This window comes from Emticicia sp. BO119 (assembly GCF_013912375.1).
Lineage (GTDB): Bacteria > Bacteroidota > Bacteroidia > Cytophagales > Spirosomataceae > Emticicia.
On sequence record NZ_JACETV010000010.1, the window covers coordinates 114,332 to 128,740 of the forward strand.

The window sequence follows — 14,409 nt, forward strand, 5'->3', positions numbered from 1 at the left end:
AATAAATAAAAAACCTTTCCGCATGACGCGTAAAAGGAACTAAATGATTATAAAATGGCACATAAAGCAATTGAAATCACGGACGCAAATTTCGCAGAACTGATTAACTCAGACAAACCAGTATTAGTTGATTTTTGGGCAGAATGGTGTGGGCCTTGTAAAATGATTGGACCAGTAGTTGAAGAAATGGCCGGCGATTATGAAGGTAAAGCAATCATTGGAAAAATGGACGTTGATGCTAATTCAAATGTTCCAATGAACTTTGGTATTCGTTCTATCCCAACTTTGATGATTTTCAAAAATGGTCAACTGGTTGATAAAATTGTTGGAGCTGTTCCGAAACATATACTTACTTCAAAATTAGAAGCACAGTTGAACTAATCATATATGCAATAAAAAAGAGCCGGATTTTCTTTGAGAATCCGGCTCTTTTGTTCTAACGTGTTCAGAATCAATTCGTCAGGCTCAATGCCTTACCAAAATCAATTGTGGTATCATCAATTTTTTCTACTTTCAACAATTCTCTGATAGGGTTTTCAATTCCATGATTATCTGCAATATTAGAAAAACAAACAAATAGGAACTGCTTAACAGGTACCATATTCACTATATTACTAAAGCCGCAAGTACTTCCCGTATGATATAATTCAATGCCCTTATCTCCATCTCCATTAAACCAACCTAAGCCATAGTTAATATTTTTTATCCCTTCTATCCGATGGTTTATTCTCTTCAGTTCTTCAACTATATTAATCAGCTTATTTTCCAATAGCGCCTGATACCATTTGGCATAATCCTCAATGGATGTGTAAACACAACCATCACCTTTAGTAGCACTGGTAATACTCTGGTCTGAGAATATAAGTTTCCCTTCCCGATTACGGGCATATCCCATAGCTCTGTTGAGTAGGGGTCTGTTTGCTTCAAAAATGGTGCTATTATTCATCTCCAAAGGCTCGAAAATATTTGCCTTTACAAATGTTACAAAATTTTGTCCAGAAGCTTTTTCGATGATCTGTTCAAGCAAGCAAAAACCGGAATTGCTGTAACGGAATTTACTGCCCTCTTTAAAATAAACTTTGGACTGATTTTGCAAGAATTTTAACACATCGGAATCAGATATTTGTTTAGTCTGATTATCTGGAATTAACTCTTCATAATCTAAAATGCCTGAAGTATGGGTCAATAAATGTTTGACTTTTATCTTTGAACCAACCTCCTGATTAAAATCAGGAAAGAATTTCAGTAAATTATCCTCATAACTCAGTTTCTTTTTGTTTTCAAGCAGAATGATGCAGGCTGCTGTAAATTGTTTCGAAACAGATGCCATTCTGAAATTTGTTTGAGTAGTAAGAGGTATATGGGTATCAATATTAGCCAATCCAAATGCGTCATTATAAAGTATTTTACCGTTTTTCATTATCATTATTGCCACCCCGGCTTCACCTTCACCTACATTTTCTTTAAGTAAAGAATCCAGTTTTTTCTGAAAAGATTGAGCAAGAGAAATATTTGCCATCAGTAGAATTAGAATGGTTTTTTTCATGTAGCTAAATATAAGACAAGACTATTGATAATCATGAATAAGAATTCTGGCCAGTTGAGGTACACCAACAGAGGCTGTTTCAGTAATAAATGTAATATTTTTATAAAGAGTCGAAGCTTCTGGAATGGTGGGATCAACAATGAATTTGGGTATTGTTTTATTGACAAAATTAATAAGCCCTGCAGCCGGGTACACTTGTAACGACGTGCCAATGACTACAAAAATATCTGCATTCTTTGTTATGACTGTGGCGGGCTCAATCATTGGTACAGCTTCACCGAACCACACAATATGTGGGCGTAGCTGATAACCATCTTCACCCAAATCTCCAATTTCGATGACCTTGCCACCAATATCTGTAATTAAATGCTGATTTTTGACACTTCTTACTTTAGTCAACTCTCCGTGTAGATGTAGAACATTTGTAGAGCCTGCTTTTTCGTGAAGATTATCGACATTCTGAGTAATTATACTTACATCAAAATATTTCTCTAATTCGGCCAATACCATATGTCCTGCGTTGGGTTTGGCTTCATAGGCTTTTACTCGGCGGTCATTGTAAAACTTTAAAACTAAGGCCGGGTTTTTAGCCCAGCCTTCTGGTGTTGCCACATCTTCAATTCTATGATTTTCCCATAAACCATCACTATCTCTAAAGGTTTTAAGGCCACTTTCAGCGCTAATGCCTGCACCTGTTAAAACGACCAGTTTTTTCATAAAAAAGTGAATAGTTAGGTTAATTGTAATCTTGAAATTTATCCATTCGCCAGCTTCTTACAGTCTTCTAATGTCAACGAGGCAGGATCCGTCCCTTTAGGTATCTTTACATTCCTTTTTCCTACTTTGATGTAAGGCCCATATTGCCCGTTTAATACCTGGATTGTTTTATCTTCAGCAAATTCTTTGATAATTTTATTACTCTCTGCTGCTTTCTTAACTTTAATAATTTCGACTGCTTTCTCAAAGTCTATCGCAGATGCATTAATGCCTTTATCGATATTATAATATTTATCTCCATGTTTTACATAAAAACCAAATCGGCCTTTACCAATATTCACTGCTAACCCTTCAAAAATACCTAAATCTTTGGGTTGAGATAAATCACCGCTATTCCGTTTGGCTTCAATAATCTGTATGGCTCTTTCCTGATTTACAAGATAAGGATCGTCGGTTTTTTCTAAATTATAGAATTTATCATCATGTTTGATATAAGGCCCGAATTTGCCAATAGCAACTACCAGAGGCTTATCTTCAAAAAAACCTACTTCTTTTGGTAATTTAGGCATATCAAATAGGGCCAATGCGTCCTCTAAGTTAATATTGTCCACTAACTGACCCTTCAACAGACTGGCGAATATTGGTTTTTCTTCATCATTTATATCACCTAATTGTACATAAGGACCAAACTTGCCGATTTTTACCGAAACTTTTTTTCCAGTTCTTGGGTCAAACCCAAGCTCTCTCGCACCTTTGGTAGCTTTTACACCATCCGCTTGTTCTACTTTCTGGTGAAAATCTTTATAAAAGTCAGCAATCATTTTTTGCCATTCTACTTTGCCATCGGCAACTTTATCAAAATCTTTTTCGACATTGGCAGTAAAGCTATAATCAATTACATCATCAAAGTTATCCACCAGGAAATCATTTACCACTATACCGATATTGGTAGGGAATAACTTGGCTTTTTCTGTGCCAAAGGTTTCTGTTCCTGTTCTTTCTGAAACTATATTATTTCTAAGAGAAAACTCTTTGAAGTTTCTTTCCTTGCCCGGTCTATCTTCTTTAACTACATAATTACGTTTAATGATAGTGGTGATAGTAGGCGCATATGTTGACGGACGTCCAATACCCATTTCTTCAAGCTTTTTTACCAGACTTGCCTCAGTATATCTCGCCGAAGGTTTAGAGAATCTTTCAGTTGCTTTCATTTCTGAAAGATTAAGTATTTGACCTATATTTAATGGAGGCAGCATACCTTTATTTTCTTCATCTTCATCATCGCTCGATTCAAGATAAACTTTCAAAAAACCATCAAATTTAATTACTTCGCCAGTAGCTACCAACTCCTCAGAAGTTGTTGAAATACTAATGGTTGCAATCGTTCTTTCTAATTCAGCATCTGCCATTTGAGAAGCAATCGAGCGTTTCCATATTAATTCATATAAACGCTGTTCGCTTCTATCGCCTTCAACTTTTTCAACACCAAAATCAGTTGGTCTGATAGCTTCGTGAGCTTCCTGTGCAGATTCACTTTTGGTTTTGTACTGTCTGACTTTTATATATTTTTCGCCGTAAGCATTTTCAATCTGAATCTTTGCTTTTTCAATTGCTTCACCCGAAAGATTAGTCGAGTCAGTTCTCATGTATGATATTTTACCCGATTCATAGAGTTTCTGAGCTACTGTCATGGTTTGCAAAACAGAAAATCCCAGTTTTCTTGATGCTTCCTGCTGTAAAGTGGACGTAGTAAACGGCGCTGCGGGTGATTTTTTAGCTGGTTTTACCTCTAAGTTTTTAATGGTAAAAATTGCATTGATACATTTTTCTAAAAATGCTTTAGCCTGCGCTTCAGTTTCAAAATTTTTAGGTAGTTCAGCGTTCAATACCTTGCCTTTTTCTACTAAGAATTGAGCAATTACCTTAAATGAGGATTTCGAATTATGATTATCAATTTCTCTTTCTCTTTCAACGATTAGTCTTACTGCCACAGATTGAACTCTACCTGCTGATAGATTGGTTCGTTCTCCGGTTCTGATTTTTTGCCATAATACTGGTGATAACTCAAAACCAACCAGACGATCAAGAATACGACGCGCCTGTTGGGCATTTACCAGATCCATATCAATTGTACGTGGATTCTGTATAGCCGAAGTAATAGCTTTTTTTGTGATTTCTCTAAAAACTATTCTTGGTGTTGAATCTTTCAGCCCTAAAGATTCTTTTAAGTGCCAAGAAATAGCCTCTCCTTCACGATCGTCGTCAGTTGCTAACCAGACTGTTTCAGAATCCTTAGCCAATTTCTTCAACTCATTAATTACTTTTGTCTTGTCAGAAGAAATAGCATATTTAGGTGCAAAATTTTTACCTATATCTATTCCTAACTCCTTTTCCGGTAAATCTCTTACATGTCCGAAACTTGATTTGACTGTAAAATCTTTTCCAAGATAACCTTCAATGGTTTTTGCTTTTGCTGGGGACTCAACTATTACTAAATTCTTCGACATTCTTTGGCCTTAAGTTTTAATTTTTGTGCGATATTAAGATAATAATGCAAAACCGAATACAAAAGTTTTAGAAAAATTATTAAAAAATTATAAAACAGACAATATTTGAACAAAAAAGTAGCATAATGAGGTTATTTTTATATAGACCAACTTATAAAAAAGTTTTTTGTAACTGTTTAAGCATATATTTTAGCAATATTTGAAAAATTACTGTTTATAATTGATGATGTTTTGTAATTTTGGCGCAATCCTTCATCTCATCAATCCAGATTTGAGTTTTTAACATTTAAAATTTTCTTTAACAAATGGCAGTTTTTGATTTAGATATGATTAAGAGCGTGTATGCTCAAATGCCCGAAAGAGTAGAAGCAGCTCGCAAAATTGTGGGAAGACCTTTAACTTTAGCGGAAAAAATACTTTATTCTCACTTATGGGAAGGAGCTCCGGCAAAAGCTTATAATAGAGGGGTTGATTATGTAGATTTTGCTCCAGACCGTGTAGCTATGCAAGACGCCACTGCGCAAATGGCTTTATTGCAGTTTATGACTACAGGACGCCCAAAAGTTGCCGTTCCATCAACTGTACATTGCGACCACCTGATTCAGGCTAAAGTTGGTGCGGCAGACGATTTAAAAGTTGCCAACGAAAAAAATAAAGAAGTTTACGACTTCCTTTCATCAGTTTCTAATAAATATGGTATAGGTTTCTGGAAAGCAGGGGCAGGAATCATTCACCAGGTAGTGATTGAAAACTACGCTTTCCCTGGTGGTATGATGATTGGTACCGACTCACATACTCCAAACGCTGGTGGTTTGGGCATGGTTGCAATTGGTGTTGGTGGTGCTGATGCCTGCGACGTAATGTCTGGCCTGGCTTGGGAGTTGAAAATGCCAAAATTAATCGGTGTTAAATTAACCGGAAAATTGAAAGGATGGGCATCTGCAAAAGATGTAATTCTTGAAGTAGCAGGTCGCTTGACTGTAAAAGGCGGAACAGGTTATATTGTTGAATATATAGGTAAGGGTGCAGATGCTTTATCAGCAACAGGTAAAGGTACAATCTGTAATATGGGTGCTGAAATCGGAGCTACTACCTCATTATTTGGTTATGACCGTAAAATGGCAGCTTATCTAAAGGCTACAGGCCGTGCAAGAGTTGCTTCTTTAGCCAATGGTATCAAAAACTTACTTCGCCCGGATCAGGAATGTATCGATAATCCAGAGCAATACTACGATCAGGTAATTGAAATTAATCTTTCAAGATTAGAACCACGTATTAATGGCCCTTTCACACCTGATCTTGCCTGGCCTCTTTCTAAATTTGCCAAAGCTGTTAAGAAAAATAAATGGCCGGAGAAATTAGATGTAGGTTTGATAGGTTCTTGTACTAACTCTTCTTACGAAGATATGACACGTGCTGCTTCAATTGCAGCACAGGCGGCCTCTAAACACATTGTTGCAAAATCAGAGTTTACTATTACTCCGGGTTCAGAACAGGTTCGTTATACAGCCGAAAGAGATGGCATATTAAATACGTTTAGCTCCATTGGCGGTGTAGTATTAGCCAATGCTTGTGGACCATGTATTGGTCAGTGGGCAAGACATGGCGCAGAAAAAGGAGAGCGTAATTCAATCATCACGTCGTTTAACAGAAACTTCGCAAAACGTGCTGATGGTAACCCGAATACCCATGCTTTTGTGGCATCTCCTGAAATCGTAACTGCATTTGCTATTGCAGGTAGTTTGACATTTAATCCCGCAAAGGATACTTTAACGAACGAAAAAGGCGAGCAGGTTAAATTAGATCCTCCTTTAGGCGTAGAGTTACCGCCATTAGGATTTGACGTAAAAGATGCCGGATACCAGAAACCTAAAAAAGATGGTAGCGGGGTAAAAGTAGCCGTTAGCCCAACTTCTGACCGTCTGCAATTATTAGAGCCATTCAAACCATGGGAGGGTACTGATTTAACTGGTCTGAAACTATTAATAAAAGCCAAAGGCAAATGTACAACTGACCATATTTCAATGGCTGGCCCATGGTTAAAATACCGTGGTCATTTAGATAATATCTCTAATAATTTATTAATTGGTGCAATTAATTTTGCTAATGGCACAGCCAATAAAGTAAAAAACCAATTAACTGGCGAATATGGTGAAGTACCAGCGGTTCAACGTGCTTATAAAGCGGCTGGTGTTGGAAGTATTGTAGTGGGTGACGAAAACTATGGCGAAGGTTCATCGCGTGAACATGCTGCTATGGAGCCACGTCATTTAGGTGTTCGTGCCATAGTGGTTCGCTCATTTGCACGTATTCATGAAACAAACCTTAAAAAACAAGGTATGTTAGCATTGACATTTGCTGACCCAGCAGATTATGACAAAATTCAGGAGAATGATACATTCGATATCTTAGGCTTAACTACCTTTGCCGAAGGTGTTCCATTGACTTTAGTAGCTAATCATGCAAATGGTTCAAAGGACGAAATTAAACTGAATCATACCTATAATAAAAGTCAGATTGGCTGGTTCAAAGCTGGTTCTGCTTTGAATCTGATAGCTGCAGAGGCTTAACAAGTTAATAAGATAGAATAATTAATAGCATATTATAGAAAAATCCTGTAGTAATACAGGATTTTTGTTTTTTACATACAATTAGGCTTTATGAATTTACGGCTGAGGAAAATTCTTAGAAGCATCATCCAAAACCAATATCCAATCTTGTCCATAACCTGAACGAGGTGGGCTGAATTTTTGACTTCCTTTATTATCGACTTTATTAATTCCCTGAACCTTGCCGTTTCTTGGGTCAAACCAGTAAGCATTTAATTGCGAGCCTGAAATTTTACCTAAATTAACTGTAAAAGGCTTACCGGCTGCTGAATAAATAAAAGCATAATCTTTTCCTCTCGTAGCCTGGATACGTTCACTTGGTGCCTGATTATTTTCAACTATCAACGATTGGTCAGGTACTCTATCCAGAAAAGGACGGGATTCAATTAATCTTCTGGCATGTTGCATTTGTTTCGCTCCTGGTAGTTCTAAGGCTTGCTGCCAGTAAGTATGTGGGCCATTAACCGCTTCTCTATTCGGAGAATACATTTGCCAGATGTCGTGGCAACCATAAGTATGCCCGAATGCTCCTGCAAAAAGGTCTAAATAAGCGTATTTGCGTACATCGTAGGCATTTGAAGTACCTAAATCATTTGCATTGAAACAAACCGGATGGTCTTCATAAATAGGCTCTCCATCAATTACTGGTTTCACAACTGCTCTATCATACGAACCTTTGATATTATCATATATTGGCGTATCTCTGCAATGCCCGTTCTGAAACATATTAAAATCAAACCAATCATCGGAGTGAAACCATTGGCTCGAGCCTTCTTTATTCGGTTGTGGGTGAAAAGTAATCAGTGCCATATCGTTGCCACCAATACCCTCAACAATTCCTGCCGCCATAGCTCTCCATACCTCAACATCATTAGTATTTTCCCGTGGTTGTCTGTCTCCTCCTAATATCCAGATTATATTTTTTCTGTTTTTATATCTTGTCGCTAACCATTTTCCATAAACCTTGGCATTATCCATATTAAAAACCTCCGGGCCTTTTCCCCAGCTTGATTTATTCAGTTTATCTCCCCAGGTTGGTAAAAAGCCAATTGTTAAGCCATAATCTGCCGCTCTGTCAATGATATAATCAACATGTTTAAAATAGGTCTCATTGGGTTTAGTTGGGTCATTATTAATCAAAGGCAAATCTCCATAAGGATTCGGCACGGTTAACCCGTCAAATTCTGCCAATGCTACAGCTTGGATAACCGTATAATTTTGAGAAGCACGTTTTTTTAGGTAATAATCGGCATCTGCTCTGTCAAGTCGGTGAAATAATTCCCATGCCGTATCACCTAACCAGAAAAATGGCTTTCCATCCTTCATTAAAAACCGTTTATTTTCACTAACTGAGAAGGTTTGGGCTGATAAATTCAGGCCAATAAAAAAAAGTAATAAAAACAAATTAGGTCGCGTTGATTTCATTTTTGGTAGAAATGCTTGGTTAAATATGCATACAAACTAATGAAAAAAACCGATAAAATGTAATATTTAAAGGATTTATTATAAAAAAAAGCCGATAATCCCAGAGAGGGGCTTATCGGCCAAAGCATTATTAATTTAAATTTTAATCTTCAAAAAATCCGCAACTGCCACCAACCCAATCAAAGTTCTTATTGAAGTTGACACCTATCATTTCTCCGCGACTCAACCTGGCAAGATTAGTAACCAAAGTTGGCCGAGGTGCTGAGTCTTCCCAGGCAAACAACAGTCTGATTTCAGTTTTTATCAGGTTACCCTCAGGGTCTTCAATAATGGGTTCATATTTTACCTTACGTTGTAGCAGGAAATTTTCTTTATCTTCAATGGCATCTAAATCTTCTTTTGTAAAATTAAGTTTTACCCCACTTCCGGCAAACGAAAACAAAGGTTTCAGTACATAATTTTCTAAATCGATAGGATATCCCCTCAGTTCTGATAAATACTCACTCTTAGGCACAAACGGACTGTTGAGCAGTGGCAAGGTGAACTTGCTGATTCTGAAAAACCAGTTAGGGTGTGTTACCCATTTTACATCAACATCATCAGTCAACTTAAATTCTGTTTCTAAATCAGGGAAATTCTGCAATAAATCATCAAAAATCAATCGGTTGTAAATTCGTTTAATCTCAATTTTTCGGCCTTCTTTCTCATAATAAAGCTTTCGGCCTTCTTTTTTTATTTTAGTATAGCAAACAGGTGTAATCCCCCATAATTGCTTGGTAATTTCAAAATCTAACCGTGTCTTTTGTTTTTCCGGGTAAATTTCCAATAGAATTACATTCTCTGAATTTTCACCACCAAGCAAGACTTTCTTCATATACTCTACATAACTTGCCATATTAAGTCGATTAAAGTACTGATTAAAATTCTTTGGATGATAAAAGAACTTCTTGTACTTCTGACCGATATACCATTGATAGCCAAACAAAGATGGGAAACCCTGTAATTCAATTAATTGCGGGCTTAATTCTCCTTTTTCGTCACGAGTGACGGCAAAATCAATAGCTAAAAAATTCGGATGGCTATCTTCATTAGGTACTATCTGGTTAATCGGAATCGCCCTTTCAGTTTTAGATTTAAAATCATCTTTCAACAGTGTATCAATTATATCGTTGCAAGCCTGTAGTAGCTTGATCTTGAGCAATTGAGGTACAAAAACCGGAGTTTCTGCTACACGAAAATCTAATTGAGATGGGAAATCCTTTTCAATTTCTGCTAATAGAGCCTTATATTTTTCTGGAGAAAAACTTTCGTTGAATTGATGACGGATTTCGGGTATCATATTATGAAAGGAATTTAATGTGATGAATACCACCAGCGTTAGAAGAAAATACAATAAAAAGATAATCTATCAAATAAATAAGGTTTGCAATTTCCCCAGACTCGATACTTATTTTATGCCAGTTCTAAGATGCGCTCAGCAGCATTTCTTAAAAAAGTAGGGATAACCACAGATTCGGTCAGCATAATTTTATCAGGGTCGTCTAAACGTTCAATCATTTCCTCATATTTTTCAGTACCATATTCCTTAATGACTGCCAACATCTTTTCTTCCTGCTTGAAATACCGCATCATACCTTCAGAGTCAGCTTCGGGATGAAATTGAGTTCCAAAGACTTCATCAGAGAATCGGATAGCCATGATCGCACGCTCTAAAGGAACATAGGGTCTGACTTTCTCCAGACATAAAACTTTGGCTCCGAATCCAGTGATTTTATTCCAGTTTGGTTGAATTAATTGATAGTCTCTTGAATCAACGGCATAGAAGATTTCAGGTAATTTTTCGAAGAAAGGCTCATTGTTACCCTCTTCTGTACGATGAATTGGCATTACTCCAAAAGAAGTGGATCTTCTTTTGCAAACATTCCCGAATCCTAAATGATGGCTGGCTATCTGGAAAGAATGGCATATCAGGAAAAGGTACTTCTTAACCTCATTTAGTTGGTTATATTCAAAGATACTATCTACAAAATCATTAAATTGTTTCTCCCAAAGATTACCTTCCGGTAATGGATTGCCAGGGCCTCCGGTAGAAATAAAAATCTGATATTTATTAATATCAGGAATTTCGTTTTTTTGCCTTACATCAAAAATATCATAGCTGCCAACTCCTTGTTCAGACAAAAACTGATTACATAACATCTTTATACAGCGCATACCTTCGTTTGGTCGGCCATCGTACATATCTAAAATTGCAATATTCATAAACACTCAGGCTTGCCTAAATCGGCAAGGCATAAATTAGTAAAATTAACACAAATTTAATGTAAATTTGTGGATTCGGCTAAAAAACTACGAGTTAAACTAATAATCCTGCAAGGACCAGACATGCAGGATTAGTTAAACCTAAAAGTATTTAACAAAAATATCTGGGTTTGTAGTTCATATTTATAGCCCGATTTTAGTCTCTGAAACAATATAATCAACCACTGTTTTCAGGCTCTTGGTTTCTTCAAATACTTTCAACTGTCTGTCAGCACCACTACCCATTCTGAGTATTTCATGAATATATTCCACCTCTTTGCGGCTTCCTAATTCATCTAAAACATCATCAACAAACTCCATGAGTTCTTCCGCAAGGTAAGAATATGGCACCTCAACCTCTTTCCCAAAATCAATCAGATTACCATGAATACCATATCTTGCCGCTCGCCATTTATTTTCACTGATAAGCATTCTGTGGTAAGTACGGAAACTCAGATTCTGTTGATGTAATTTATGAATTTTTGCAATAATGGCTTGCATCAGAGCAGCCAGGCAAATGGTTTCATCAACCCTCATCGGAATATCGCATATTCTGAATTCGACAGTTGGGTAGAAAGGATGAAGTCGGATATCCCACCAGATTTTTTTTCCGTTATCAATACAATTAGTTTTTACCAAAAGATTAATATAATTATCATACTCTGCTACACTTGAAAAATAATCAGGAATGCCTGTTCTCGGGAATTTGTCAAAGACTTTCGATCGATAAGATTTAAAGCCTGTATTTCGGCCACACCAAAAAGGAGAATTGGTAGAAAGTGCATAAATATGTGGCAGGAAATATCTTGCAGTATTTAATATTTGCATTCCCTCTTCCCGGTTTGGAATACCAACATGAACGTGTAAACCAAAAATTAGATTTGAACGGGCCACGTCACGCATATCATCAATCAATTTTTCATACCTTTCATTTGGCGTAATCAATTGTTTTTGCCAATCAGAAAATGGGTGAGTCCCGGCCGCTGCTATGTGAAGATTCTGTTTAGCAGCCAGGTCAAACAACATTCTACGCAAATAGGTTACTTCTTCTCTTGCTTGTTGAATATTTTCACATACACTCGAAATCATCTCAACCACAGCCTGATGCATTTCCTGTTTAATTCTTTCTTGTAAAATTACCTGACCACCCTCAACTAATTTAGACATATGAGAGCGAAGCTCACGCGTTTTTGGGTCAATTGTCTGAAATTCTTCCTCAATACCTAATGTAAATTGTGACATAATTTTCTTAGTTCAGGGTGTTAACAGTGGAACAGTTTAGTATCGGTTGGCAATAAATAGGTGTATTGCCAACCTTAATCAATGATTTATTTTTTTGTAGAAGCTTTTTTAGGTGCATCTTCCTTTTTAGTAGCAATAGCTTTCTTAACAGGTGCTGTTTTTGTTGTTGCCTCTGCCTTCTTGGCAGGAGCAGTTTTTTTATCTGATGCCGGAGCCTGAGGTACATAAGGCGCAGTATTTCCTACAGCAGAACCTACAAATGTGCCCCATGTACAGTTATTCTGTCCATCCTTTTGCTCAATGGCTCTTTCAATTGCCATTTTTGCCGCATTTTCTACAATCCATTCAAAATTATGCTGACCTACAGAGTTTACATCTGCATCAGGAGCAGGGTTACAGAAATCAATTGCGTATGGAATTCCGTCTCGAATAGCAAATTCTACTGTATTGAAGTCATAGCCTAAAGCCTTATTTAATTTCAATACATAATCGGTAATGGTTGCCATAAGTTTTTTATGCTCTTCTCCTTGAGTTTTTGGTTGAGTAGCATATCTTAAATGATGCGGGTTGCGGGGTTCGTATGGCATTATATGTACATATTTACCGTTTAAACAATAACAACGGTAATAATCTGTAAACTGAATTTCTTCCTGCAACAACATTACTAACTGCCCGGTTTCTTCATGCTTTTGCCATAGGTCATTTGGGTCATATACTTTGTAAACACTTTTCCAGCCACCACCGGCATGAGGCTTCATATATGCCGGGAAACCAATTTGCCCAAACATATATTCCCAATCCATCGGAAACTTCAGGTTTCTGAACGATTTCTCAGTCGTATCTGTAGGTCGCTCTTTTGAAGGTAATAAAACAGTTTTTGGTACAGGTACACCAAGTTTAACTGCCAGACAGTTGTTGAAGAATTTTTCATCTGCACTCCACCAGAATGGATTATTAATTACTGCAGTACCACAAAGGGCCGCATTTTTAAGATAAGCTCTGTAGAATGGGACATCCTGAGAAATTCGATCAATAATTACTGCATAATCAGTTGCAACTCCTTGCTCTACTTTAGCAATAGACACCGGCTCTGCAATAATTCCGGCAGGAGCAGTTCTATTAACTTCTTCAATAAATGCCCACGGAAAAGTATCTTCCATGCCAAAAAGAATTCCTATTTTTTTCATAAACAAGTCTTGATTAAATAATCTATATTTTTTTAACTGAAATTATTACAACTCCTTTTATTATCAGACCTCGTCAAATCTGAATGGTCATAACTTAAATTTGCCCGGCTATCATTTTACCTATATACTCCGGGAACATCATACGCCATAAGGGCCAATCGTGTGAAGCCCATTTTTTCTCGTCATACCAGTGGTCAATTCCTCTTTCTGCCAAAATACGAGACATACTAATATTATCATCTTTACAAATATCCCAATCAGATGTTCCTAAGACAATTTTCATATGATTATATTTCCACCCTTCCTGATTTTGCATATAATCTATCGGATTATTAAAATAAACATTGTCATCAAAATAACCTTTCATAAAGCTCTTTATATCAAAAGCACCACTCATGCTGAAACAATAGTCTACTACATCAGGGTATTTAAGTGCAAAATTGGTACAATGATAACCACCAAAGCTACACCCGGCTACAGCTACTCTATGCACACTACATTCTCTTTGAATTGCGGGGATAAGCTCTTCACGAATAAATCGGGTATATAGATTGTAATTGAATATTTTAACATTCGGAGATAAGCCTTGTGCGTAAAAACTCTGAAAATCTATGCTATCTACATTGTATAGTTTTACTTTCCCTTCGTTTACTAAATTAGCAATTGAATTATTGAGTCCGAAATCTCGGTTTTGAAGATAGTTCCCCATAGAAGTAGGAAACATAAGAACAGGATACCCCCAATGTCCGCTTACTAAAAGGTCTATATCTCTACCCAGAAAATGAGAAAAGAATTTAATGTGTTTTTCGTCCATACAGCTTAGAGTGTTAAAAAAGTCTTTGCTTTAAGAGCAGTTTATTTGATTGATGAAATAT

11 protein-coding genes are annotated in these 14,409 nt (G+C 36.8%); 2 read left to right on the forward strand and 9 right to left on the reverse strand.

Annotation, left to right across the window (positions count from 1 at the left end; translation table 11 throughout):
- Window positions 1–54 precede the first annotated feature (54 nt).
- Window positions 55–381, forward strand: a complete 327-nt coding sequence (gene trxA / locus H1R81_RS24350; RefSeq protein WP_116984318.1) for a thioredoxin — start codon at window positions 55–57, stop codon at window positions 379–381.
- A gap of 70 nt (window positions 382–451) precedes the next feature.
- Here the strand turns inward: trxA and H1R81_RS24355 are convergent, their stop codons facing one another.
- From H1R81_RS24355 to topA, 3 genes are read right to left on the reverse strand one after another with little or no spacing between them, the layout of a single operon-like run.
- Window positions 452–1,546 (reverse strand): serine hydrolase, encoded by a 1,095-nt coding sequence (locus tag H1R81_RS24355; protein WP_181843364.1) that lies wholly within the window; start codon window positions 1,544–1,546, stop codon window positions 452–454.
- Window positions 1,547–1,567: 21 nt separating this feature from the next.
- Window positions 1,568–2,263 (reverse strand): NAD-dependent deacylase, encoded by a 696-nt coding sequence (locus H1R81_RS24360; RefSeq protein ID WP_181843365.1) that lies wholly within the window; start codon window positions 2,261–2,263, stop codon window positions 1,568–1,570.
- A 38-nt stretch (window positions 2,264–2,301) separates the two neighbouring features.
- The gene (topA, locus tag H1R81_RS24365) at window positions 2,302–4,770 is read right to left on the reverse strand and encodes a type I DNA topoisomerase (RefSeq protein ID WP_181843366.1); all 2,469 of its coding nucleotides are present in this window, start codon (window positions 4,768–4,770) and stop codon (window positions 2,302–2,304) included.
- 305 nt (window positions 4,771–5,075) lie between these two features.
- Between topA and H1R81_RS24370 the strand changes: the two genes are divergently transcribed.
- The gene (locus tag H1R81_RS24370) at window positions 5,076–7,340 is read left to right on the forward strand and encodes an aconitate hydratase (RefSeq protein ID WP_181843367.1); all 2,265 of its coding nucleotides are present in this window, start codon (window positions 5,076–5,078) and stop codon (window positions 7,338–7,340) included.
- 96 nt (window positions 7,341–7,436) lie between these two features.
- Here H1R81_RS24370 and H1R81_RS24375 read toward each other — a convergent pair whose 3' ends face one another.
- From H1R81_RS24375 to H1R81_RS24400, 6 genes are all read right to left on the reverse strand, one after another.
- A complete protein-coding gene (locus H1R81_RS24375; protein WP_181843368.1) occupies window positions 7,437–8,804 on the reverse strand; it encodes a glycoside hydrolase family 140 protein in 1,368 nt (455 codons plus the stop codon).
- Between the two features lie 142 nt (window positions 8,805–8,946).
- Window positions 8,947–10,143: a hypothetical protein gene (locus H1R81_RS24380; protein WP_181843369.1), complete on the reverse strand. Its 1,197-nt coding sequence runs from the start codon at window positions 10,141–10,143 to the stop codon at window positions 8,947–8,949.
- A gap of 113 nt (window positions 10,144–10,256) precedes the next feature.
- Entirely contained in the window at window positions 10,257–11,066 is an 810-nt protein-coding gene (locus tag H1R81_RS24385) for a type 1 glutamine amidotransferase (RefSeq protein WP_181843370.1), read from the reverse strand.
- Between the two features lie 183 nt (window positions 11,067–11,249).
- Complete coding sequence (locus tag H1R81_RS24390; protein ID WP_181843371.1) at window positions 11,250–12,347, reverse strand: carboxylate-amine ligase; 1,098 nt, start codon at window positions 12,345–12,347, stop codon at window positions 11,250–11,252.
- An 86-nt stretch (window positions 12,348–12,433) separates the two neighbouring features.
- The gene (locus H1R81_RS24395; protein WP_181843372.1) at window positions 12,434–13,534 is read right to left on the reverse strand and encodes a RimK family alpha-L-glutamate ligase; all 1,101 of its coding nucleotides are present in this window, start codon (window positions 13,532–13,534) and stop codon (window positions 12,434–12,436) included.
- Window positions 13,535–13,628: 94 nt separating this feature from the next.
- Window positions 13,629–14,348: an alpha/beta hydrolase-fold protein gene (locus H1R81_RS24400; RefSeq protein WP_181843373.1), complete on the reverse strand. Its 720-nt coding sequence runs from the start codon at window positions 14,346–14,348 to the stop codon at window positions 13,629–13,631.
- Window positions 14,349–14,409 lie beyond the last annotated feature (61 nt).